The following is a 24,093-nucleotide window of genomic DNA, read 5'->3' on the forward strand; positions in this document are numbered from 1 at the left end:
GACGAGGAGGCGGTCGATGGCGACCGTGGTTCTGCTGGGCACGCTCGACACCAAGGGCGAGGAGTACCGCTGGCTGCGCGCGCAGCTGGAGGCCGCCGGGTGCGCGGTGGTGTCAATTGACGTCGGCAGCTTCACCGACAGCTCGCCGGCGGACGTCCCGTCGTCCGACGTGGCCGCACGGTCGGGCGTGGACGTCGGGCCGCTGCTGGAGGCGCGGGACCGCGGGGCGGTGATGGACGCGATGGGCCGGGGCGCGGCGGTCGTCGTCCGGGAGCTGTTCGAGCAGGGACGGCTGCACGCCGTGCTCGCCGTCGGCGGGTCCGGGGGCTCGTCGATCGCGGCGCCGGCGATGCAGGCGTTGCCGGTCGGCGTCCCGAAGCTGCTGGTGTCCACCATGGCGGCGGGGGACGTCGCGCCGTACGTGGGGCAGTCCGACGTCACGCTCATGTACTCCGTCGTCGACATCTCGGGGCTGAACTCGATCTCGCGGGCGGTGCTCGGCAACGCCGCGGCCGCGGCGGCCGGCATGGCGGCGGCCTACGAGCGACGGACGGCGGAGCCGGCGGCCGACGAGAAGCCGCTGATCGGCGCGAGCATGTTCGGGCTCACCACGCCTGCGGTCGACGAGGCCCGCGGCCGGCTGACCGAGCTCGGCTACGAGGTGCTGGTCTTCCACGCGACCGGCGCCGGCGGGCGCGCCATGGAGGGGCTGGTCGACGACGGGCTGCTCGCCGGGGTGCTCGACCTGACCACCACCGAGCTCGCCGACGACCTGGTGGGCGGGGTGCTCACCGCGGGTCCGCACCGACTCGAGGCGGCGGGGCGCCGCGGCATCCCCCAGGTGGTGAGCGTCGGCGCGCTGGACATGGTCAACTTCGGTGGCCGGGAGACGGTGCCCGCCGAGTTCGCCGACCGGCAGTTCCTGGTGCACAACCCCACCGTCACGCTGATGCGCACCACGCCTGCGGAGAGTGCGGAGCTGGGACGGCGGGTCGCGGCCAAGCTGGCCGCGGCCACCGGTCCGGCCGAGGTGCTGTTGCCGGTGGGCGGTGTGTCCGGCATCGACGTCCCCGGCGGTCCGTTCGCCGACCCCGAGGCGGACGACGCGCTCTTCACCGCGGTCCGGGAGGGCCTGACCGGCACGGACGTCGAGGTCACCGACTGGGACGGCGCGATCAACGACCCCGGCTTCGGCCGGCTGGCCGCCGAGCGGCTGCACTCCCTGATCACCGCTGGAGGGAACTGATGGACGCCGCGACCGCACGCGCCCGCCTGCTGGAGACCGCGGCAGCAGGCCGGCCGATCATCGGCGCGGGCGCCGGCACGGGCCTGTCGGCGAAGGCTGCGGAGGCCGGCGGGGTCGACCTGCTGATCATCTACAACTCGGGGCGCTACCGGATGGCCGGCCGCGGGTCGCTGGCCGGGCTGATGCCCTACGGCGACGCGAACGCGATCGTGGTCGACATGGCCCGCGAGGTGCTGCCGGTCGTGCGGGACACCCCGGTGCTCGCCGGGGTGTGCGGCACCGACCCGTTCCGGCTGATGGGTCCGTTCCTCGACGAGCTGGTGCGGATCGGCTTCGCCGGGGTGCAGAACTTCCCGACGGTCGGGCTGATCGACGGCTCGTTCCGGGCGAACCTCGAGGAGACCGGGATGGGCTTCGACCTGGAGGTCGAGATGATCCGGGCCGCGCACGAGCGTGGGCTGGTGACGGCGCCCTACGTGTTCGACGCCGAGCAGGCGGTCGCTATGGCCCAGGCGGGGGCCGACGTGCTGGTTCCGCACATGGGGCTGACCACCAGCGGGACCATCGGAGCGCAGACGGCGATGACCTTGGACGACGCGGTGGCGCGGGTGCAGGAGCTGCGGGACGCCGCGGTGGGCGTGCGGGACGACGTGCTGGTGCTGTGCCATGGCGGGCCGATTGCCGAGCCCGCCGACGCGCAGTACGTGCTGGAGCACACCACCGGGGTCGCCGGGTTCTTTGGGGCGTCGTCAATGGAGCGGCTGCCCACGGAGAAGGCGATCGCCGGTCAGGCGGCGGAGTTCAAGGCGCTGCGGCTGAGGTGACCCAGCCACGTTCCGCCCTCGAAGAAGGTGCGGGGGATTGAGCGCGAGCTGCTGCCGGTGACCCAGGAGTACGGCATGGGCACGCTGGTGTGGAGCCCGCTGGCCGGCGGGTGGCTGTCGGGCAAGTGGCGCAAGGGCGCGGACGCGCCGGAGACGCACCGCGCGTGGGCGATGGGCGGCCGGATGGCCTCGCGCTACGACCTGTCGGACCCGGTCAAGCAGCGCAAGCTGGACGCCGTCGACGCGCTGGCCGGGGTGGCCGAGCAGGCCGGGGTGAGCCTGCCGCAGCTAGCGATCGCGTTCACGATCCGGCACCCGGGGGTGACGTCGTCGATCATCGGCCCGCGGACGATGGAGCAGCTGACCAGTCAGCTGCCGGCGGTGGACGTCGAGCTGTCGGACGACGTCCTGGACGCCATCGACGCGATCGTGCCGCCGGGGACCAACATCCGTGCCGACGACGCCCCGCCGGCGCTGACCGCCGCCGTACTGCGTGGTCGATGACGCTCCGCAGCACGTGCACCGACCCCGGTCGGTACGCGTGTGACTGAAGGAGCTGAAAGTGAGTCGGTGGACTGATGGACGGCGCGCCTGCAACGGTGTTCACAGCGAGCCCCAATGATCGGCCGGAGTGGTTTCGATTCGAGAGCCGCCCGCCGACACTGGAGGTAGTCGTGAAGAAGACTGTTCTGCTGATGATCGTTGTTGCCGGTCTGGCGACGGGCTGCGGGGCTGATCCGGTCGGCCCGGACGTACGCGGGATGACCCTTCCCGACGCCAGGACTGCACTGGCCGAGGCTGGTGTCGAAGCCAGTGCCCACGCCGAGGATGCAGCGTTCGGAATCCTCGTCGAGGAGAACTTCGTCGTCTGCGAGATCGAGGCGATCAATGAGCGAATGGTGCGCCTGGAGGTCGCGAAGCGCGGCTGCTGAGCATCTCCGCCGGGGGCGATGGACTGGCCTGATCAGCTGAGCCGAGCGCTCCGCGTGGGTCTCCGGGCAGAGTCCCCTATCGTCGACTTGGGTTTGGCTAGCGACGACACGCGCGCGTCAGGCAGCACAAGTCGCGCGCTCCGAGCAAACGGGGGAATCGATGGCGTTCCAGACACCAGTGACAGTTCAAGACGTGCTTTCAGGCATACACGAGAAGCGGTACCTGCTGCCTGCTATCCAGCGGGAGTTCGTCTGGGGACCGGACCAGATCCGTCAGTTGCTGGACAGCCTGATGCGTGGCTACCCGATCGGGTCCTTCCTCTTCTGGGAGGTCCAGGCCGGCACTGCTTCCGACTACGTCTTCTACGACTTCCTGACCGACTTCCACGAACGGGACCACCCCTTCGCGTCGAAGGCGACAGTCCCGGCAGGACGGCCGACGGTCGCGATCCTCGACGGTCAGCAGCGCCTCACAGCGCTCAACATCGCGGTATACGGAAGCCACGCGGAGAAGAAGAAGTACGCCTGGTGGAACAGTCCCGACGCCTTCCCGAAGAAGCGGCTCTTCCTGAACCTTCTGGAAGATCCAGATCACGGCGACCTGTCGCTCCGCTACGACCTGCGGTTCCTCACTGACCAGGAGGCGAAGCCGGCGGACGGGGAGCCGGACAAGTGGTTCAGAGTCGGCGACGTCTTCAGCCTGGGGGACGCCGGGCCCGCACTGATGAAGACCCTAGCTACACGAGGAATAGACCTCAACGAGACCGGTGCGTACAACCGGTTGTACGAGCTGTTCGAGGCGTTGCGGGTCAAGCAACCGATCAACTACTACCTGGAAGGGTCGCAAGACGCGGACAAGGTCCTGGACATCTTCGTGAGGGTGAACAGCGGCGGGACGACGCTCTCCTACTCCGACCTCCTGTTGTCCATGGCGACGAACCAATGGGAGGACCACGATGCTCGCGAAGAGGTTCGCGCTCTGGTGCAGGAGCTCAACACCGGCGGTTCCCGCGAGTTCTCCTTCTCGAAGGACGTCGTCCTCAAGACCGCTTTGATGGTTGCAGGGGTCGACCTGCGATTCCGGGTCTCGAATTTCACGCGGGAGAACATGCAGAAGGTCGAGGCCGCATGGGGCACGACCCGGGCTGCGCTCCTGCGGGCAGCGACGCTGCTGAGCCGCCTGGGTCTGTCCACGCGCAGCCTGACCGCACACAGCGTCGTGATCCCGGTGGCCTACTTCCTGGCTTCGAAGAAGCTCGATGACGCCTACCTCGATTCGACGGCGACCGCGGACGATCGAGCACGTCTGCAAGCCTGGATCATCAGGTCGCTCATGAAGCGGGGGATCTGGGGGTCCGGCCTCGATACGACCTTGACCCGGATCAGGCAGGCGATCGATGCCCACGAAGGTGGGACCTTCCCCGTTCGGTCGGTCCAGGCCGAGATGGCCGCCATCGGCAAGTCGTTGGAGTTCGAAGCGACCGAAGTCGACGAGCTGCTGGAGCTCAAGTACGGCGGTCAGCGGACCTTCCCGGTGCTGGCGATGCTTTACCCGGGGCTCGACCTCAGCAAAGTCTTCCACGAAGACCACGTCTTCCCGCGATCGAGATTCACCAGGAAGCGGCTCGCCGAAGCAGGAGTTCCTACGCAACAGCTGGACGCCTTCATGGACGCCGTCGACCGACTGCCCAACCTGCAGCTGCTCCAAGGGTTGGCGAATGTGGAGAAGCAAGCGGTGCTGCCGGCGGCCTGGCTCGACCAGGCCTTCACAACGCCCGACAAGAAGGCTGCCTACGTCGAACAGAATGATCTCGGTGTCCTGCCCGACGACGTCACCGGGTTCATGGACTTCTACGAGGTCCGGAAAGGACTCCTGCGTGGTCGCCTCCAGAAGCGGCTTGGGGTCAGGGAGCTGCCAGAGGCTCCGACCCGCTGAGGTCGGCGGTCGACAGCCGCGCTTTCCCGACGTGCCTGGTCAAGCCGCTCGGAACTGTGCATAGCGCTCCATCAACCGGTCCGAGTCCGGCCGTTCGCGTCGGATCGACGGAAGTGTCATCAACGGCCGACCGTGGTGTTCCTGCAAGCCGTGGCGCAGCATCGGGCCGTCGACCTCGTCGAGCAGTCGACGGTGGATCTCGACCGTGTAGTCGGGTCGGATCCCGAGGATGTTGCGGTCGTAGGCGGCATGGTGAAGCTTGCAGAGCGCCAGTCCGTTGGGCACGACGGCGTCCCCGCCTGGTTGTGAATCGGGGATGATGTGAGCAGCATCGAGCAGCTCTCGGTGGTTGAGGGAGCAGACGGTGCAGCGAGTCTCGTAGGCAACCATCACCTGGCTCGCGAACAGCGGTTGGTGCAGTCGACGCTTGGTCAGCGCCAGCATGTACTGGCGGATCGTCTGTTCAACGCGGCTGCCGGGTTGGACGCTCCGTTGCTCCTCGGTCAGGGCCATGACGAACTGTGACTGTTCCGGCTCCTCGGCGATGAGGTACACCGGGGAGATGGCCTGGAAGATGGCGGGACGAATGCCGTAGAACCACATCAACGGTGCCTGCTCCAGCATCGCGCGGCGGAGCCCCTCGTTCTCCGCCGCGCCTCCCTGGTCCCGACGGAGCTTGTACCTGTGCAGACCGTCGGGGCCCTCCGAATCGTCGTACGGCCGCGATGGTGCACCCTCCGGGACCGCAGTCAGGATGCTCAGGGCCGACGACCATCCTTTCGGGCGCCGAATCCCACGACCGGCGTCTACCAACGGGAACCGGTCGCCGGCGACGCGGAAGTCGTCTCGCAGCTGGGCCCGGGTGATGGGGATGGTGCCGTCGAGGGTCACGGCTCTGAGCCATTCGAGCGCCGCTGCCCTGACGTCCCGCTCTGATACCGCTCCGGTCATGAGCGGAGCCTCCAGCGATCCGCGTTCTTCAGCAACGGGGAGCGTCGGGGACGGCATCGGAGAGGTGACCTGGAGTCGAGGTCGCGTGGGGCGGGGCGGCGTCGAGGTCGGCGCTCACCATGGAAGGCTGCACGTCGTGGCTCACTCGATCCTCGGACTGTTCGCTGGGGTCGGTGGCATGGAGCTCGGGTTGCAACAAGCAGGATTTGACGAGCCTTCTGAGTTCTACGAGTGGTGGCCGTCCGCGCGATCCGTTCTGGCCCACCGCTTCGGCGACTCAGATCTACACGGCGATGTGATCGGACTGCGGGATCTGCGCGATGCCACGATCGTCACCGCCGGATTCCCGTGCACCGACTTGTCGCAAGCGGGCCGCACGTCAGGCCTGGAAGGACTCGCCTCCGGCCTGATCCGTCACGTGCTCCAGCTCCTCCGGACGGCCAGTCCCGAGTGGGTGCTGATCGAGAACGTGCCGAACATGCTTCGCCTCGGCCGGGGAGCGGCAATCCGGGAAATCACCGCGTCCTTGGAGGCCGCTGGGTACGCGTGGGCTTACCGAACCATCGACTCCCGCTCCTTCGGACTGCCGCAGCGACGCAAGCGCGTGTACCTGCTTGCATCGGCCGTCCACGACCCAGCAGCGATCCTCTTCCGCGATGACCTGCCGTCCGAGGACCCGGACGGTGCAGCCTCCGGAGCCGCACGCGATAGTGCGTATGGCTTCTACTGGACCGAGGGCAACCGCGGCGTCGGGTGGGCGATCGACGCAGTGCCGACCTTGAAGGGCTCCACGACCGTCAGCATTCCCAGCCCGCCGGCCGTGTGGATGTGCGACAGCGAGCCGGGGATGTCCATCGTGCGGCCGTCGATCGAGTCGGCGGAGGTGCTCCAGGGATTTCCTGCCGGGTGGACCGCGAACGCGCCCGTGCGCGACCGCTGGAAACTGGTGGGAAACGCCGTCAGCGTCCCGGTGGCGCGGTGGATCGGTGAAGGCATGCTGGCAGCTGGGGAGCAGGACGTCACACCCCATAGGAAGCATCACTCGGATGGGGCCGCCTGGCCGAAGTCTGCATGCCACCTCGACGGGCGGAGATGGGACGTCGAGGTCTCCGAGTGGCCGCGATCTCCAGAAGCTAGCTACCAACACCTGGCCGACGTGCTGCTTGCCCACGGGCAGGAGCCGTTGTCGCACAGAGCGACCAGAGGCTTCCGCGACCGGTTGCTGCGCAGCAATCTCAGGTACTCGGTCGAATTCATGTCTGCACTCGACGAGCACGTGGCGCTGTCAGCGACCTGATCGGATCGCGTCATCGGGAGACATGATCCGTCCGACGATGGTTGATGCAACATCCTCCGGCGCCTCGTGCTCCCAGAAGCGCAGCACCGTCCAGCCCATGTCCTCCAGCTGAGAGGTCACGTCTGCGTCGCGGGCTTGATTGGTCGAGATCTTCTCGGCCCACCAAGCTGCGTTGGCCTTGGGTGACGTCGCGTGGAGGGGGCAGCCGTGCCAGAAGCATCCGTCGACGAAAACGGCGAGTCGTGCGCGCGTGAAGGCTATGTCGATCGTCCGCCGGCGCTGGCCGGGGACCGGCCAGGTCACTCGGTAGCGGAGTCCGGCGGCGTGCAGCAGCCGACGTACGGCCATCTCCGGGCCGTTGTCGCGCTTCTTGACGCTGCCCATGCGCCGGGACATCTCGGCGCTGGAGGACCCGGGATGCGGGCCGGGCTGGGGGGTCCTCGCGGTCACGCGCACAGCGTTCCACGCGAGGGACCGGCCGGCGGCGCGTCCACCCACGTCAGGCGGAGTAGTCCACCAAGAACTGGTTCTCGTGCAGCTGGTCGAGGTGGGTCTTGATCGACGTGGCCAGTGCGGCGTCGCGCAACAGGACGCCGCACTCGAGATTTGTCTCTGCGGCAGCGGAGGAGAAGTTCGCACTGGTCACGAGCGCCGCGAGCCCGTCGATCATGACGATCTTGGAGTGCTGCACGGCGTACTCGCCCACCCCGGGCGGGCTCATCGTCCAGATGCGAGCGCCGGCGAGCTTCCCGGCCAGCTGCGTGGCTGTCTTGGCTTGCCGCGCCTGGTCGACGACCAGCGTCACTGCGACGCCGCGGGCGACTGCCTCTCGGAGCGCCGCTACGTACGACGATCCCATGGTCGCCGAGTAGGTGGCGGCGTAGACGTAGGACTGCGCCTCATTGATCAACTGTGAAGCGGCGAGGGTCGTGCGACCTTCGCTGTGCGGCAGGCTCGGTGACGTCCACACCAGCTGCGGTCGCGCGGCGCGAGGAACACCGCTCAGCGCCGACAGCACGGCGGACAAAGCACGGACGTCGCCTGCGAGAGCGGCGAGTGCGGCGTCGAGTAGCTCGAGCACGCGCTCACGACGATCCGCGTGAATGCTCTTGACGGCCTGATGGAGGAGGCCGTGGCCGAGGTCGAGAGATCCGCCGATCCGCTTCGCCTCATCCTTGGTCAGGAAGGCGCCGAGGTCAGCGGCGGCCCTCATCCGGCGTCCTCTTCGCACAGCCCGGCGAAGAGTCCGGGCGTCCAGGTGCTCGGATCAGAGACCAGGTCGAGGACCATCCGGCGGTCGAGGAAGCGGTTGGTGCGCTCACAGCTGGTCTCGCTGACGAACAGGCAGAAATGGCATGCCGCGCCGTGCAGGAAGTCCTCCTTGCCGCACGGTGCTCGGTGCGAACAGATCGGGTCGGACGAGCAGCGGGTGCCGCGTCGGAGGGCGTCCAGCACGACCTTCTGCAGCTTCGCCGGCTTGGCCAGCTCGACGAGGCCACCGAGGGTGCCTTCGCTGTCAGAGGACGTCGTGCTGACGAGGAGCCCCGCCGCCGGTTGGACGTCGTCGTCGCCGGGCCAGGCGAAGATGCGTTCGGTCAGGCTGGCCGACCCGTAGCCGCTGGACATCGCCATCTCGCGGATCAACAGGTGCGAGAGCGTGTGGATGGCCCAGTAGCGCGGAGACGGGAAGCGGCCGTCCGGATCGATCTCCGCTGCTGTCTTGCTGGTGCGGCGCAGGAAGTTGAGTCTGTGCGCCTCCTTGTAGCGCTGCCAGACTGGACGGTCCAACACGTCGGCTTCCCAGGCGGCGACGCGGGCCTCGTCGAACTGGATGAACACCCCTTCACCGCGGTCCTCGGTGGCCGGCACCCACGATGCCGCGCCGGTGCGGGTGAGGGGTGCGACGCGGTCGGAGGCGTCGTCGATGCGGTCGAAGGCGTCGATCCGGGTGAACCCTATGAAGGCGTTGACCTTCTTCAGTCGTTCGACGGCGACTACTGCGGTCACAGAGGGCTGCAGCTCGTCCGCGACCTTGCGTGAGTCCGCCTTGAAGTCGTGGCTGCCGCTGTACTTGGTGAACTTCGATGGATCGCTCAGCACGGTCCACTCAGGCGCCAGCAGCGTGCGAGGGTCGCGACGAGTGGCGGCACGGTCGCTGTCGTCCTCGTCGACCGCCTGGCCGGTCGCGATCTGGACAGCGTCCCAGAGGACGACGTCGTCGACGTCGTCCAGTCCGTGCAGCCCGTTCAATGCCGCCAGCTGCTTGAACAGGCCCATGCTGTCGGGGCCGGGGACCGCTGCCAGGACCTGCTTCGGCAAGGACGCGATGGCGGGAGCCAGCTCGGACGCCGAAGCCTGGTCCTCGCGCGGCAGGGAGAGAGCGCTCACCGTGTTCGAGAACCACTGATTGGCGGCGCCGAGGAGCATGAGGCGTCCCTGCTCCTGGCATTTGAAGAAGGCGTCGAGGTGCGGGTGACGCCCGCGGCAGCGGGGCAGCTTCGTGTCGGCTCCGCGAGCAGTCGCCTCGAGCATGCCGCGCTTCTGCTTGCAGGCCTGGCACATGATCTGGACGTCCGGACCGATGTTGCTCTTCCACTCCCGCATGCGCAGTCGCGGTCGAGCCGCTGAAGGACACTTCTCGCCTCGGTGCACCCACGCGACGTAGGGGAACTCGTCCAGGTGCCCCTTCTGGCAGGCGATGAGGTAACGGGCGGGTACGGCGGTGCGGTCCCGCGGCTTGCGCTTGACGGTGCCGCCCTCGGACCAACCCGTGCACTTGAGATGCACGAACTCTGCCTGGTCTGGTCGAAACGGGTTGGTGTTCCGGTACTCGAAGCTGACGCCGTCCGACACCTGACCGAGCAGGCCGCAGCCCGTGCACCGCAGCCACTGCGGAAAGATCCGTCCGGGGATGCCCAGGTCCGTCGCCGAGTCCTTCTGCCCGATCTCGGCGGACGCCCACGGCGGCTTGCGGAGCTCATGCACGGTCTTTCCGAGATGGGCCTGGACGACCTGCAGCAGGCGAGGCTCGACGATCGTCTCCGGAGGCGTCGGGCGTCGCCGGTATATGCGCTCCCAGTCGTCGAGGCCGTGCGGCATGACCGAGAGGTGCGGCAGGTCGACCGTCGAGCCGATGCCTTGCGTGTAGAGCAGCGCGGACGGCCGGACGGCGCCGACCTTCGCCCGGTTCTTCGGCTTGTTGTCCTCGACGTCGGCGATCGGATCGAGCTCCTGCTCGACGCTTGCCAGCATCGGCTCGGGTGAACCGGTGGCAAGGACGGGAACCTTCGACACGGCGGTCATGCGTCCTCCTCGACAGGCGGTGTGAAGTTCCAACCCGGAGCGTCGACGGGCTCCTTCGCGGCCAGTCGGTCCGGGCTCGGGCTGACGAGCAGGTTGATCTCCGGTTGCACCTCGCGCATCGAGTTCGCGACGACGAACACCTTCTGGTTGGGCGTGGTCGTGCGCACCTCGGGGCTGATGAGCATCGGCTGGGTGGTCTGGTTCTTGTCAGTCGACCGCTCGTACACCAGCCCGCCCTGCTCTTCCTGGGCGCGACCGAACCAGCGGTCCCTCCGCTGGACGAGCTTGGCCCGGACCCGCTCGTCGAAATCGGGCTCCAGGTAGGCCCGCGACGCGCGCTCGGTGAGCCGATCGATGATCTCGTCCAGGCGATGTGTCCCGTCGAGGATCCGGCCGGCGCCGAGCTCGGGGGAGAGGGAGTCAGGCCGGCCGACGTCCATCACGCGGGCTGCGCTGACCAGCACCCCCATCAAGCCTCGCTCGAGCGCTGCCTCCGAGAACGGGGTGACGCTGAGTGCCTCCACCTGGGCGTAGAAGGTCTCGTGGTAGTGCCGAAACTGCTCGAAGTGCGCCATGTTCCGCGGCCTCGACCAGTTGGCGAGCGACACGACAAGACCTGGCTTGTCCTTGTCGCGTCCGACGCGGGACGAGGCCTGGATGTACTCCGCGGTGTTCTTCGGCTGCCCGACGACGAGCATGAGACCGAGGCGGGGGACGTCGACCCCGACCTGGAGCATCGACGTGGCGAGCACGAAGTCGTACGGCTGTTGGACGAAGCCGCCCTTCACCTTCCCGTCCTGCATGGCCTTCGCGAAGGCCGCCTTGCCTACCGTGCTCCAGCGCTCCGGGTCGAACTCAAGGGCCAGCCTGTCGAGCGTCGCGCCGATCTCCGATGACGAGATGCGGGAGGTCAGCTCGCCGATCTGGAGGCGGGAGAAGTCCGTCGTCCGTCGGGGGAAGGGTTCCGTGTTGCCCGACACGCGCGTGGTGACGTCGTCGTCGAGGTACCGGCGCATGCCGGCCAGCTCACGGGTCGCACTGAAGTAAGCGACCGACGTCATGTACGGGTCGGCTGCCTTGCCGTGCTCGTCGAGCAGCTTCTGCCCGGCTAGCAGGAGGACCTCCGCGATGCGGATCTCGGCGAGCGTGAGCCGGATGCCGTGCGCGCAGACACCGAGGTACTTCCGGCCGGGTTGGTCCGGGGTGACCTCGAGCTCCCGGGAGAAGTACGTGTGCCGGACGTCGAGAACCTGGGGTGGGAAGACATCGACGCCGCGCCCGTACAGGTTGCGAACCTGGTCCTCGGCCTTTCGCACCGTCGCCGTGGAGGCAACGATCAGCGGCAGGACCGCCTGGCCGTCGCGGGACCATGAGCAGAGGACGTCGACGACGTTCTCGAAGACGCCGACCGCCGTCCCCAGCGCTCCGGTGATCAGGTGCAGCTCGTCCTGGATGATCAGGTCCGGTGGCCGCAAGCGCGGCACCGGCCGGACCTCCACGGCCGGGTAGGCGACGCCGCCCTTCGTAATCGCGTTGTGCTTCTGGCCCTTGCAGAAGTCGCCGCGGGCGTCGGGATGGCGGTAGCCGTGCCGCTCGCACCGTTCGGCGACGTAGCCGAAGAGGCTCGCGGCCTCGCCCTCGCGCGCCAGCCGCGCGAACTTGTCGACGGTGGCGAGCAGGAACGTTGGCGGATGCCTGTAGATCTCCTCGTCGACGGTGAGGATGGGGAGCCCCTCGTCCTCCGGTCCGCGTCCGGAGAACGGGCACTCCTCGTCGCGGTCGCCGCAGTAGACGTGGATCCGCTGCGTCGTGGCGACGGCGTCGACGTCGCGCTTCGGGTCGATCGGCGTCCCGCACCAGGGGCAGCGCTTGATCTGCAGGACGGTCAGGCCGTGGGCCCTGCCGTCCTCGGACTTGGCCAGTTGCACCTGCGCCTGTGCCTCGGTGAAGCGCTTCGGGCTGACGCTGCTGCCGACCCACAGCCCAATGCGGAAGGGGTCGCTGCCCCAGGTCGCCGCGTCCTCCTGACGGATCAGCTCGGCCGCGCACACGAGCGCCGCCGCACGCTGGAACTGCTGGGAAGTCAGGAGACGGAGGGTGTAGCGCATGAGGACGGCGACGCCGTCACCGCCGTCGAGCTCTCCGTCGCCGCCCTGGACAGTGCCCTGCAGTCGCCGGATCGCGAAGGTGAAGGCAGCCAGACCTAGGTATGCCTCGGTCTTGCCGCCACCGGTCGGGAAGAAGAGGAGTTCGACGCGAGCGTCATCGCCGCTGCGGTAGGGGTCGGTTGGGTCCACGAGCGCCGGCAGCTGCATGACGATGAACGCCAACTGGAACGGTCGCCACGAGGCGGCCTTGTCGCCCTCGGCCTCCACCTCGGCGATGGCCTGCTCGACTGTCACGCCCGCCTTGGCGGCTCGCTTGGCCGCGACCTGCGAGCGGATGCGCTGGTCGCGCATGGCGCGGTTCATGAACCGGAACGCCTTCAGCGTGTCCGGGTCGCTCTCCAGGAGCGCGAGGCCGGCCTCCAGTCTGGACGCAGCGATGCGCGCATCGCCGATCGCATCGGACGCCGTCTTCTTGAGGTGGTCGGGGAGGGAACGCGCTGCCTTCTCCTGGTCCTCTCCCAGCCACGTGACGTAGCCGGAGACCATCGGCTCGAGTGCCTGGCGGATGTCGCCGGCCTCGATGTCGGCCAGGACGCGCATCGCCGTCACCGTCTGGCCGGCAGCGCCCGCGACCGTCTGCGGGACGTCCGCCGTCGGCAGCCACGTGGTCATGACCTTGGTGGCTCGCCGTTGGTCGCCCGCTTCCTTCCAGTCGACGGAGCAGGTGCGGCCGACCGCGTACTCAAGCTTGTGCTTGTACTGCAGATCCAGGCGACGCCGCTCCGGGTCGGCCTCTTGATAGCCCGGCTCGCAGACGTCGCGGCTGGGTAGGAAACAGGCGGAGCCGTCCATCGCCTCGACGCTGAGCTCGGTCTGGAACAGCCAGTCCCCGGGCGGGGCGTCGACGCCGGTCACCCGGTCGTTGCTCAGCGCCAGCTCAACGATCAGGCGATCGCCCAGCGGGAAGACCTCAACCCGGAGGCTGACATCCTGATCCAGCTCCAAGACCTCGTTTCGGCGAGCGTCCGTGCCCGCGAGGTCGACTTCCTTCGCCACCTCGACGGGGGTCCGCCGGAACCACGTCCGCTTGCGACCTGTCTCCTCGTTGAGGCGCTGGAAACTCCCGTACCGCCCCCATGACGCCGTGACGACGAGCGCGGCGGCGTCAACCGGCACCTGGAACCTCAGGCCCATTGATGAGGGATGTGTCAGGGCGCCCTTCGGACCTGCGTCTTCCTCGTCGTCCGAATCCGCGGTCGCAAAGTCCTCATCCGTTGGCACGGGCACACCAGGTTGACCGGGGTGGTCCGGGTCCGCATCGCTGATCGCCTGCACCGGAGCGCCATCGACTCCCTGACTTTCGGCGTCGTCGACGTCGGAGTCCAGCCGCGCAAGGGAGGGATCGATGGTGACCGGAGCGAGTCCTCCCACGGCGTACATGGCGCGGGGGCTAGCTGGGATCTCCCCGTCCTTGTCGCCACGTGGACCGAGAAGCTCGTCTCGGACGATACCGATAAGCTCCGTGCGGACGACCGTGGAAGATTCGCGGGCCATTAGAAGAGCCTTTCCCGGCCGACGACCGCCTCGCCTTCCGCCGCTGCTCGGCGGTGATTCTCATCCAGCAGACGATCAAGGACCTCGACCCGAGCTACGGAATCGATGGTGTAACGGACGACCTTCTTGTACTCGTGAAAGCCGTGATTGAGCTCGATGTCTGACCAGCCGTAGGAGTCTGCGACGGCTTCGTCTAGGCGAGCGTGGATATCGCGTATCCGTGTCACGTCCACGTCCTCGGAGCACGAAGGATCGTTGACAAGGTTATACAGCTTAGTGAGCCCCAGTCCGCGCCGCTGCATGATCTCCCGTCGTTCGCGGTGGAGAACTTCACCGACGCTACGCAGGCGCGGAGTTGCAGGAGGCCGAGGGAAGGGTTCGAAGCAGGTTGTTGGTGTGTAGCGAGCGTCGGCCCGCATCGTGATTCCGTAACGGAGTGCCCACATGCGATGTGGCGCTGAGCTCAGTACCGCGAGATCGGCGAAGTCATTTGAGGCGAAAACTACAAGGGCTGCGTCCAGGACCTGCTTGGGCGACACGAGCATCGGCATCAGCGTCTTGCTCACCTGTGCGATCGCAATCACTTGGTCAAGGTCCCTGATGGCTCGGTGCATACCAAGCGCGGGCTCCGCATATAGCCACCAGCGGTCCCTGCGGGCCGAGCGACTACTCCCGTCGCGGTCGGGCTTCACCCTGTGAAGGACCCTTTCGAATGCGGGACCGTACTGTTCGGCTTGTTCAAGGGAGCGATTTCCGAAGTTGATGATCCAACGACTCGCGCCGCCGTCGCTTCTCGAGTTTAGGTCTTCACCATTTAGGTATGGGAATACGACGTCTGTACACCGAGGATCGGTGCGGGTTATCGCGGCGGCCTCTTCGGCGGTAAGTACGAAGCCTCGACCGAGGACGATAACTCCTTGGAAAGCGATTCCTTCATTCTCGGGAAGTCGAATCGCGTCCCCGGAGACGCGGCCGGCGGCTTCCAGCATGGTGGAGATGACGGATGCTTGCTCTCCGTCAACCCAAAGAAGTACACCATTCTGAGCGGACCGGCGGGAGGCCCACACGGCCGCATATTCGAGCGCGGCATTCTTGGTTGGCCAGGCGCTGCTGCGGATTGCCCGGAGGATGTGGAATCCCTCAGCCACGATGCCGCTCAGGCCAACTTCTCGGGACACCCCCTGAGCGATTGAGTTCGTGCCGATGAGGCCAAGGCTGCCGGCGTCGTTGAGGAGAGCCGCTGCCCGGCGGAAGAAGTAGGCGACTAGATCCGCGCTGCCTCGCTTCCCGCCTCCTAGTTGCCAAACCAGCAACTCGCGAAGATTGTCACCAAAAGCGGAAGTGAGTTTTTGGCCTCCAAGAAATGGTGGGTTGCCGATCATGGCGTCGAAGCCGCCGTGTTCGAGGATGACGTCGGGGGCTTCGATGATCCAATGGAGGGGCTCCCACTGTCGGTAGTCCGTCGGAACGGTAGGGGCGAGCCCTTGATCGATAATGCGGTCGAGTGCGGTGACGTCGCCGCTGCTGCCATCGGCGGGGAAGGCTTCGATGAGGGCGCCTTCGAGGGCGGTGTAGGCGTCGTCGAGGGCGTTGCCGGTCTTGCCGCCGAGGCGGAGCGCGGTAGCCACGATGGCATCGGCGATCAACCGAAGCTTCTCGCTGACACGATCGGACTGTTCGAGCAGGCGGCGCTTCCCGGTTCGAGTGCGCTGCGGGTCGTCCTCGTCGACGGTGGTGGCAAGTTGGTGGCGGATCCGGATGACCTCCTGCAGCACGCTCTCCGCGTCGACGAACGCGTTGAGCTGCTTGGCTCGCCTCGTGTCCGGAGCGATATGCAGATAGCGCAGCTGGTCGAGCATTGTGAGGCCGAGCAGGGAGTTGCCTTGAAAGATCTTGTCGTCGACGAACGAGAACGGCCTGGTCGGATCGAGGGAGACCAGCCAGAGGGAGAGCTTGCACATCTCGACGGCCATGCCGTTGATGTCGGCGCCGTAGAGGCAGTGCGCGATGACCTCGCGGATGGCTCGGGTGCGGAGGCTGCCGTCGACGTGGTCGCCGTCGACGATGCGTTCCGAGGTCCAGGCCTCGACCAGGCGGTCGGCAAGGTAGCGAGCAGCAGCGACCAGGAAGGCGCCGGAGCCAGCGGCTATGTCAGCGACCTTGAGGTCGAGAATTGCCGAGCTCGACTTCAGTCGCCAGGCGTCCTCGTCGTTGGTCTGCAGCGGGCCAGGCTCGTAGACCAGCGGCTGCAGCGCGTGGAGCACGACCTCCTCGGCCAGGGACCGCGGGGTGTAGTGCGCCCCGGCGTTCTTGCGCGACGGAGTCTCCGCCACGACGAGGCCACCGCGCGGGATGACATAGGGCAGGTCGCGAAGGTCCCGGCGGATGTAGTTGGACCAGTCGATCAGTGCGCTTAGCAGGTCGGGGTCGTGGCCAGCGACGGGCTTTAGCAGGCGGTTCATTTCCGCCTCGTCGACCGCAGCGTCGTGCAACTTGGCCAGCTTGACGGCCGAGACGGGCTTCGCCGCGGGCTGTGTCGTCTTGACCCACTCGGTGAGCCGGGCGGCGAAGTTCTTGGCGCCGGTCGACTCGTCGTAGATGTCAGCGAGCGTGTCCAGGTCGATCTCGGGCTCTTCGCCGTCCTTGCCGACCAGTCCGAGGACGACCTCGTGGTCGACCTCGCGGCAGGTGTAGCCGAGCAGGCCTTCGTAGATGTAGCCGATCTGCTCGACGTCAACGTCCCGGAAGGAGATCCGGCGTGCTTGGCCGCCGACCTTGGCCACCTGCACCGACCCCAGCACGTGCAGCATGACGCGGTCGGACACCCGGAGGCTGAGGCCGCCGTCGGGGCGCTCGGCGGTCAGCCATGGGAACCGCTGCGGGTCGAAAAGAGATCCGCCGTAGGCCGGCATCCGGACCTCGTCGAAGTTCGCCCCGCCGTAGAGGGCGGTGCTGACCGCGAGCAGGCGGTGCCAGACGTCCGACGAGTGGTCGAGGCTTTCCTCGCCCTCCGCTTGGGCGCGACCTTGCAGGTCGTCGAGCAGGTCGCTGATCCCGTAGGCGGCTCGGTATAGCTCGGGGGTGGGCAGCATCCCGCGCTCCTCGGCGAAGAGCAGGAAGACCACCCGCATCATCACCGTGACCGCCGCCTGGTAAATCTCGTCCGGGTCTTTGCAGAGTGGGTCGACCGAGCCCTTGGCTCGCGCCCCGAGCCTCGCCTCGGAGAATGACTGGACCAGCAACTCGACGGACTGGCGCACCTGAACGCCGAGCGCCTCGGTGATCTCCTCGGCCTCGAGCACGCTCCGCTCGAACAGCCGCGGGAGCCGGCGCTCCGAGTTCTTGTGCCGCAGCGTCGAGGCGTTGACCAGCGTCAGGAACGCATCGCGCAGCTGCGGCTCCTCCCGCCACGTCAGCGCATCCACCACGCCCGAGCCGGTGGTGGTCCCGTCACCGGTCCAGACCACTGCCCACCAGCGGCCGTCGGTCACCACGCCGATCGCGACGTCCGCCTTGCGCAGCAGCGCGGCCATGCGATCGACCTCGCTGGCCGACCAGCCGTCCACGCCCGCTGCGTTCAGGCTCTCCGTCGGCGCTACAAGGCGGAGCAGGCACACCAGCTCGCCGTCCCGGCCGCCGAGCCCACCGTCGGGACGCACCGTGATCGTCTCGCCGGGAGAGCGGACGACCAGATCACCGGGGACGTCCGCCGCCGCGACCCGATGGGGTCCCCAAAGCGCGAGGTCGTCGAGGACCACGTCGATCCAGGAAGCGACGGCGCGGTCGTACTCCTCGACCGAACCGAATCGGGAACGGTCGAACGCCGTCTCCCAGGCAGCGTGATTCTCCTTGAACGCGACCAGTCGGTCGTCGACGTCGCTGAGCCGGTCCATCCCGTCGGGCCAGATGTCCTTGAGGACGGGCAGGGACAGGAAGGGGCCGTCGGTCTCGACCTGGGCCAGCCAATCCTGGTGCAGCTGCGACACGCTCGGCGGTCGACGCCTCATCGGACCGCCACCCCCTGCTCCGCGTCGGCGGGGCTGATGGCGAAGAGGACCGCGGCGGGAAAGGGCCACGGCTTGACGTCCTCATAGCGGGTCTCCACCGCACGCCTCTCGCGGCGGCGCTCCTCGTCGAGCTCGTCGAGCCGCACCCGCATCTGCCTCAGATCCCTCTCCGACTGGTGCTGCTCCACGTCGAACAACATGGCTTCCGCCTCCTCCTGCAGCTTCTCCGCCTCGGCGATGGACTCGCGTAGCGTCTGGCCGAACCGGGTGAAGATGGCGTCGACGCGGGCGAGGTCCTCTTCGCGCCGCTTCGCCAGCCGCGCTTCGACGTCCTGTGTCCGCTTCTCGACCCGGGTCCGGATGGCCTCCTCGACGCGGGCTCGCAGACCTGCGTCGTCGTCCCAGGCCGTAGCGAGTCCCTTCCGCACGTCGTCCGGCGCCTCGGTCAGCTCGTCGCCGTCCAGAGCTCGGGCCAGAAGGTCTTCAGCCTTCTCGACCCCGACCTGCTGCCGGCGGTTCAGCCGCGTGCCGGCGAGGAAGACCTCCTCGTGCAGCCGGATGCCGCCGCGGCCGACGAGGACCAACCGGACCACCGCGGCGGCAAACGACTCGTCGAGCCCCGGGACGACGACGGCGCTGACGCGGCTCAGGTCAGTCTCTCCGCCCCACAAGGCCGATCGCAGCAGGCGCGTGGACCGCTGGAGCAGCGGGTGACCGAGGTGGGCGTGGACGACATCGGTGGTGGCTCGGGCGACGTCCTGGTCGAACGTGATGGGACGCAAGCGCTCTGGCTCCAGCCGGCTGGCGAGGCCACGCGTCACCGGTTCCCACGAGCGCGCGAGGTCGGGGAGCTCGAAGACGGCGTCGTCGTCCTCTTCCGCGTGCGTGGGGATCAAGGGCGGCTGCATGTCGAGTTCGAGCGCCGTCTCGACCACTCGACGAAGGTTCATCGGTCGGAGGTGCAGGCTCTCGCGGTCCTCCTGCAGCTGCGTCTCGAGGGCGGTCAGCTCGGCGTTCACCTGCCGCTGACCGAGGAGCATCTCGTTGATCGCGTGGTCGCCCTTGGGGACGTCCTTCTCCGAGCGGATGGCCATGACGGAGCCGGCGAGCTGCCGCTGGATGTCCGGGGCGATGATCTCGTTCGCGGAACCCAGGTCGAGCTCCACCCGGGCGATCTTCGTCGCCACGAGTGCCAGGAAGTGGACGTCGGACGCCAGGCCGGACCGACCGCCGAGCGGCTTGAAGTGCCGGATGTCGGGCTGGTGGTCCTGGCCGTAGCGGTCGACCCGACCGATGCGCTGCTCCAGCCGGTTCGGGTTGAACGGGATGTCGTAGTTGAACAGCCGGTGGCAGTGCGCCTGGAGGTCGATGCCCTCGCCGGCGGCGTCGGTGGCGAGCAGGACGCGAACCTTGGTCTTGCTGGGCGGCTCGTTGAACTCGGCCCGGGTGATCTCCCGCTGTTCGGGGTCGGTGGATCCGTCGATGATGGCGATGCGCTCGACGTCGTAGCCGTGCTGGAGGAGGTTGTCCCGGATCCATGTCAGCGTGTCCACGTACTCGGTGAAGACGACGATGCGCTCGTCCAACCAGTGCTCACCCGCGAGCAGGACGCCGTCCAGGTGCCGGACGAGCGCGGCGAGTCGGGAGTCGACGGTGCCGTCGAAGTCGTGCCCCCAGTTGCTCAGCCAACGGAGGTCCTCGACGTCCTCGTCCGTGAGGGGCGGGAGCTTGCGCCGGGTGCTGGCGAGGGTGAGCAGCTCCGTCTGGTCGGACCTGCCCTCCTCGAGGTCATCGGCGTCGGCGCCCAGGACGTCGTCGTAGTCGCCGCTCAGGTCCGCGTCGACGCCTCGCAACCGCGTCTGGAGGTAGACGTCCACGGTCTTGGCGAAGGCGACGGGGGAGGAGAAGAAGCGCTTCTTCAGCAGCAGCGTCGCCAAGTCGCGTGCCTGCTCGGCGGCGCCGTCGCCCGTCGCGACCGCCTTGTCGCGCCGGCTGGTGAAGTCGAGGAGGCGCTCGTACGCCTCCTCCTCGGAAGCGGTGGGCTCGAACGGCAGCGCCGTGACCTGCCGCTCCTTGAACCCCTTGGCCTCTTTCAGCGTGCTCTTGAGGCGCCGCACGGCGACTTCCTTGAGGGCCGACTGATCGATGTGGGACCCGCGGACGAAGCGCTGTGGGTCGATCATCTCCAGCAGCGCGGTGAACGACTCGACGTAGCCGTTGTGCGGGGTGGCACTGAGGAAGAGACGGTGCTCGCACTTCTCGGCGAGCTCCCGGACGGCGTGGGTGCGCTGCGAGTCGACCGCGTAGCCGCGCCGCGTGATGTTGAGCTTGTCGACGCGCTGCGGGCTCGACGGGGCGACGTGGTGCGCCTCGTCGACGATCAGGATGTCGTAGGCGAACCGACGGGCGCCCTCACCCTTCGCCGTCTGCGCGTACACGTCGCGCAGGAGTCGTTGAGCACGCTGCCCGGGCAGCCAGGACATCGAGACGATGATCCGTGGGAAGAGCGTGAACGGGTTTGCGTGCAGGACATGGCTGCGCCGGACTTCGCGCATCGTCTCGGAGTTGATGATCGTGAAGTCGAGGCCGAACTTATCGATCATCTCGTCCTGCCACTTCAGAGCGAGGCCGGCCGGGCAGACGATGATCGCAGTGCGAGCGCGGTGACGGAGGAAGAGCTCCTGGACGACCAGGCCGGCCTCGATGGTCTTGCCGAGGCCGACGTCGTCGGCAAGGAGCAAGTTGGCCCGCGACTCGCGAAGGGCTCGTCGCAGCGGCTCCAGCTGGTAGGCCTCGACGTTCGCCCCGCTGCGGAAGGGTGCCTGCACGACCTGCGAGTCAGCCGAGGTGATCGCGCCCCAGCGGAGGGCGTCGATGAAGGCAGCGAGGCGGCTGGGATCATCGAAGCGTTCCGCGTCGATCGTGGCGGGCAGGCCGAGCTCTGGCCGCAGTGAACGACCCTGCTCAAGCTCCCAGACCACCTGGAGCTCCTGGCCGAGCCGATCCTCTTCGAGGGATTGCAGAGTGACGGCGTGCTGGAGGCCCGTGACGGCGTCGTCTGCTCCGCTGCGCGGCAGCCCCTGGACGCGTACGTCCGTGACTGCCCAGGTCGACCCACGCACCTGTGCGATTTGGCCTTGCTGCGGCACCATGCGTGTGCCTGTCAGGTCATCTGCCTGTCGAGCCGTGCCTTCGCGAGCCCCCGTGATCACGTATCGACACTATCTGGTCACAAGCGGCGATAGGCATGCGTGCGGTGCCAGGTGCCTGGCCGCGAACTAGTCGGTCTTGGTGCAGCAAGAGCCAGAAGCGGCAGTCGCAGAGGGCGCGTTAATCCGGTTTCCAACCTCCGGTCGACCGGGGTTCACGCCGCGACCGCAGGCGTGGCAAGGCGGATGCGTTCTCGCTGGTGCGGATGCATTCGAGAACCGGCAAAGGCCATCCTCGCGTCTCCTGGGCCGCAAGTGGATGAATTGACCCCTCTTGAGACAACGCATTCTCCACCGACTTCGGTCCGCGGTCTTCTCGCACCTCGGGCCGTGCGCCACAACCGGGTGAGGTGGAGGCGCTCAGTATCGAGATCTGTCGTGACGGGATGGCAAGGTTGCGGAACGAGGTTGGTCGCAGCCACATGGGGGAGATCGTTGTCGGGGCGCACCGCAGTCGAAGGTCAGTCGTTGCAGGGCGGGACATCAGTCAGCGCGGCCGCGCTGACTAGGCACCCGGAGCACGAGCTCGAGCAGGCCTACGTGTCCACCGCCTACGAGATGCTCGACAAGGGGCTCGCCGCGGTCGAGGTCACCTACAACACGTACGAGGAAGGCAACCGCGCCACGTCCTTCGCCCTCAAGCGTGCGTTGGACCTCCTGCGGAACTCGCGCGGATCCGGGCAGCTCGTCTTCGGTCGTGTAGACCGACCGCACGAAGAGCCGCTCTACATCGGTCGGCGCCGTGTGCACGACGAGACGAAGAACCTCCTCGTCGCAGGTTGGCACTCCCCGGCGGCGCAGGTGTTCTACGAGGCCAGCCCTGCCCAACCATGCGGTCTCGCGCTCAAGCGGGTCTTCGTCGAGCAGGACCGGCTCTTGTCCCAGGTCGTCGACGAGATCACCGCATCGACAGCAGTCGACGTCCTTGCCGGCCGGTCGGACGGCCCGACTCCGCTCAGCGACGCCCTGCTGATCGAGCTGGACCGGTCTCGTGATGGCGTCATGCGCGAGGTCGTGGCCACGATCCAGGCCGAGCAGTTCCGCGCCATTCGTGCACCTCGGGAGGGAGTGCTCGTCGTCCAAGGCGGGCCCGGGACGGGCAAGACGGTCGTGGGCCTCCACCGGGCGGCCTGGCAGGCGTTCAACGACGCCGACCTGAGGCGGACCGGGATCCTGGTCGTCGCGCCCTCCACCGCTTTCCTCAGCTACATGAGCGGTGTCCTCCCGTCGCTGGACGCATCCGACGTGCTGCAGGTCGACCTCGGGTCTCTCTACGCGGGGGAGGCGTTGGCGACTGGTTCGGAGAGCCCGGAGACAGCACGCATCAAGGGCAGCGCCGCGATGAGTGCGGTGCTGCGCCGGGCGCTCGACGCGCGTCGCGGGTGGGCCGATGGTGACCTCGAGTTCGCGCTCGGTGGTGCGAGGGCGTCGCTGACGGGCGACGAGGTCCGGCAGCTCGTCGCTGACGCGGCGTCGCGTCGCCTTCCGCACAACCAGGCCCGCGACGTGCTGCGGCAGGCTTTGTCGGCTGCCGCTTTCCGCGCCTACTCGGAGGCTCAAGCGGCGGCCGGGCGTGCGGTCATCGCGACCGAGCCGGCGCTGAGGAGGCTCTCCACCTTCACGAACGCTCTGGACCGGATGTGGCCGACGCTCACACCTGAGGAAATGCTGCGCGGCGTCTATGGCACCCAGACATGGTTGGTCGACGCGACAGCGGGGGTGCTCTCGGTCGATGAACGGGCTCTGCTCTTCCGTGAGCCGCGCTCCTCGATCAACGACGAGCCCTGGACGGCCGCGGACCTGTTCTGCCTCGACGAGCTCTCCTACCTCCTGAACGGCGAGGGCCGCTCCTACGGACACGTCGTCGTGGACGAGGCGCAGGACCTCTCACCCATGCAGGCCCGAGCGCTGGCCCGGCGCTGTCCGAGCGGGTCGTTCACGCTCCTCGGCGACCTGGCCCAGGCCACCGGCCAGTGGATCCGCGATGAGTGGCAGGAGCTGACGGTCCACCTGCACGACCAGCCGGCGCAGATCGAGGAACTCGCCGTCGGCTACCGGGTGCCCGGCCCCGTGGTCGAGCTGGCAGCCGGCCTGCTACCGCACATCGCACCGGACCTCGCAGTACCCCGCTCGGTCCGTCAGGGCTTGGGAGTACCGACGGTCCATGTGGCGGCGCAGTCGGACGCCGACCTCCTCGCAACTGTGGTGACGCTGGCGAGCGCGGACGTCGATGCGGGTCTGACCACCGCCGTCGTCGTCGCTGATGAAAACCACGCGGAGGTGTACGAGGCTCTCACCGCGGAGTTTGCTGACCGCGTCGGCGACGGTGCGGCAGAGGACTTCGGGCGGGCGCTGACCGTCGTCCCGGTGTCCATGGTGAAAGGACTGGAGTTCGACGCGGTGTACGTCGTCGAACCGTCCGCCATCGCGGCCGCGGGTGCCGACGGCCTTCGCCGTCTCTACGTGGCGATGACCCGCTGCACCCAGCTCCTCAGGTTGATCTGCACGGAGGACCTTCCCCCCGGTCTAGGGCACCTCCTGCCGCACGAGGTCCACGCCGACCGAGCGGACGTCGACGAGACGGACGACGTCGAGGACCTGACGAAGCCGACGGCAAGCCCTGGCTTGGCCGAACTCATCGACATGCTGGACGACGACGACCGCGAGCTGGTTGTTTCGCTGGTTCACCGCCTCGCGAGGAGCACCCGACGATGACAGCTTCGCGC

The 24,093-nt window shown here is 67.8% G+C and carries 14 protein-coding genes; 7 read left to right on the forward strand and 7 right to left on the reverse strand.

Annotation, left to right across the window (positions count from 1 at the left end; translation table 11 throughout):
- Positions 1-16 precede the first annotated feature (16 nt).
- The 5 genes from NH342_RS01440 (at position 17) to NH342_RS01460 (ending at position 4,938) form a co-directional block, all read left to right on the forward strand.
- Positions 17-1,246: a Tm-1-like ATP-binding domain-containing protein gene (locus NH342_RS01440; protein WP_253010522.1), complete on the forward strand. Its 1,230-nt coding sequence runs from the start codon at positions 17-19 to the stop codon at positions 1,244-1,246.
- On the forward strand, positions 1,246-2,070 hold the full coding sequence (locus NH342_RS01445; RefSeq protein ID WP_253010524.1) for a phosphoenolpyruvate hydrolase family protein: 825 nt from the start codon (positions 1,246-1,248) through the stop codon (positions 2,068-2,070). Before NH342_RS01440 ends, NH342_RS01445 begins: the two co-directional genes overlap by 1 nt.
- A 27-nt stretch (positions 2,071-2,097) precedes the next feature.
- Positions 2,098-2,574: an aldo/keto reductase gene (locus NH342_RS01450; RefSeq protein WP_253010526.1), complete on the forward strand. Its 477-nt coding sequence runs from the start codon at positions 2,098-2,100 to the stop codon at positions 2,572-2,574.
- A gap of 170 nt (positions 2,575-2,744) precedes the next feature.
- Positions 2,745-3,002, forward strand: a complete 258-nt coding sequence (locus NH342_RS01455) for a hypothetical protein (protein ID WP_253010528.1) — start codon at positions 2,745-2,747, stop codon at positions 3,000-3,002.
- A 160-nt stretch (positions 3,003-3,162) separates the two neighbouring features.
- Positions 3,163-4,938: a DUF262 domain-containing protein gene (locus NH342_RS01460; RefSeq protein ID WP_253010530.1), complete on the forward strand. Its 1,776-nt coding sequence runs from the start codon at positions 3,163-3,165 to the stop codon at positions 4,936-4,938.
- A 39-nt stretch (positions 4,939-4,977) separates the two neighbouring features.
- On the opposite strand, the gene NH342_RS24005 is transcribed toward NH342_RS01460, so the two are convergent.
- Entirely contained in the window at positions 4,978-5,829 is an 852-nt protein-coding gene (locus NH342_RS24005) for an HNH endonuclease (RefSeq protein ID WP_253010532.1), read from the reverse strand.
- A gap of 196 nt (positions 5,830-6,025) precedes the next feature.
- Between NH342_RS24005 and NH342_RS01470 the strand changes: the two genes are divergently transcribed.
- Positions 6,026-7,186, forward strand: coding sequence for a DNA cytosine methyltransferase (locus tag NH342_RS01470; protein ID WP_253010534.1), 1,161 nt, complete (start codon positions 6,026-6,028; stop codon positions 7,184-7,186).
- On the opposite strand, the gene NH342_RS01475 is transcribed toward NH342_RS01470, so the two are convergent.
- The 6 genes from NH342_RS01475 to drmD all read right to left on the reverse strand — a co-directional run bounded on the left by NH342_RS01475 (position 7,175) and on the right by drmD (position 21,370).
- Positions 7,175-7,582 (reverse strand): very short patch repair endonuclease, encoded by a 408-nt coding sequence (locus NH342_RS01475; RefSeq protein ID WP_256479145.1) that lies wholly within the window; start codon positions 7,580-7,582, stop codon positions 7,175-7,177. The two genes, NH342_RS01470 and NH342_RS01475, sit on opposite strands and share 12 nt — an antisense overlap.
- 103 nt (positions 7,583-7,685) lie before the next feature.
- Entirely contained in the window at positions 7,686-8,399 is a 714-nt protein-coding gene (gene drmC, locus NH342_RS01480) for a DISARM system phospholipase D-like protein DrmC (RefSeq protein ID WP_253010538.1), read from the reverse strand.
- Positions 8,396-10,489 (reverse strand): DUF1998 domain-containing protein, encoded by a 2,094-nt coding sequence (gene drmB / locus NH342_RS01485; RefSeq protein WP_253010540.1) that lies wholly within the window; start codon positions 10,487-10,489, stop codon positions 8,396-8,398. Before drmB ends, drmC begins: the two co-directional genes overlap by 4 nt.
- Positions 10,486-14,151: a DISARM system helicase DrmA gene (gene drmA / locus NH342_RS01490; RefSeq protein WP_253010542.1), complete on the reverse strand. Its 3,666-nt coding sequence runs from the start codon at positions 14,149-14,151 to the stop codon at positions 10,486-10,488. The genes drmB and drmA overlap by 4 nt, the downstream gene beginning before the upstream one ends.
- Positions 14,151-18,137: an Eco57I restriction-modification methylase domain-containing protein gene (locus tag NH342_RS01495; RefSeq protein ID WP_253010545.1), complete on the reverse strand. Its 3,987-nt coding sequence runs from the start codon at positions 18,135-18,137 to the stop codon at positions 14,151-14,153. Before NH342_RS01495 ends, drmA begins: the two co-directional genes overlap by 1 nt.
- Positions 18,138-18,154: 17 nt before the next feature.
- Positions 18,155-21,370, reverse strand: coding sequence for a DISARM system SNF2-like helicase DrmD (drmD, locus tag NH342_RS01500; RefSeq protein ID WP_253010547.1), 3,216 nt, complete (start codon positions 21,368-21,370; stop codon positions 18,155-18,157).
- Between the two features lie 537 nt (positions 21,371-21,907).
- Between drmD and NH342_RS01505 the strand changes: the two genes are divergently transcribed.
- A complete protein-coding gene (locus tag NH342_RS01505; RefSeq protein ID WP_253010550.1) occupies positions 21,908-24,082 on the forward strand; it encodes an ATP-binding domain-containing protein in 2,175 nt (724 codons plus the stop codon).
- The last annotated feature ends 11 nt before the right edge of the window (positions 24,083-24,093 follow it).

The sequence above is a fragment of the Klenkia sp. PcliD-1-E genome, assembly GCF_024124375.1.
GTDB lineage: Bacteria > Actinomycetota > Actinomycetes > Mycobacteriales > Geodermatophilaceae > Klenkia.

Coding starts and splice junctions, on each gene's coding strand:
- NH342_RS01440 (WP_253010522.1), top strand. CDS start 17: ATGGCGACCGTGGTTCTGCTGGGCACGCTCGACACCAAGGGCGAGGAG.
- NH342_RS01445 (WP_253010524.1), top strand. CDS start 1,246: ATGGACGCCGCGACCGCACGCGCCCGCCTGCTGGAGACCGCGGCAGCA.
- NH342_RS01460 (WP_253010530.1), top strand. CDS start 3,163: ATGGCGTTCCAGACACCAGTGACAGTTCAAGACGTGCTTTCAGGCATA.
- NH342_RS01475 (WP_256479145.1), bottom strand. CDS start 7,582: ATGTCCCGGCGCATGGGCAGCGTCAAGAAGCGCGACAACGGCCCGGAG.
- drmC (WP_253010538.1), bottom strand. CDS start 8,399: ATGAGGGCCGCCGCTGACCTCGGCGCCTTCCTGACCAAGGATGAGGCG.
- drmB (WP_253010540.1), bottom strand. CDS start 10,489: ATGACCGCCGTGTCGAAGGTTCCCGTCCTTGCCACCGGTTCACCCGAG.
- drmA (WP_253010542.1), bottom strand. CDS start 14,151: ATGGCCCGCGAATCTTCCACGGTCGTCCGCACGGAGCTTATCGGTATC.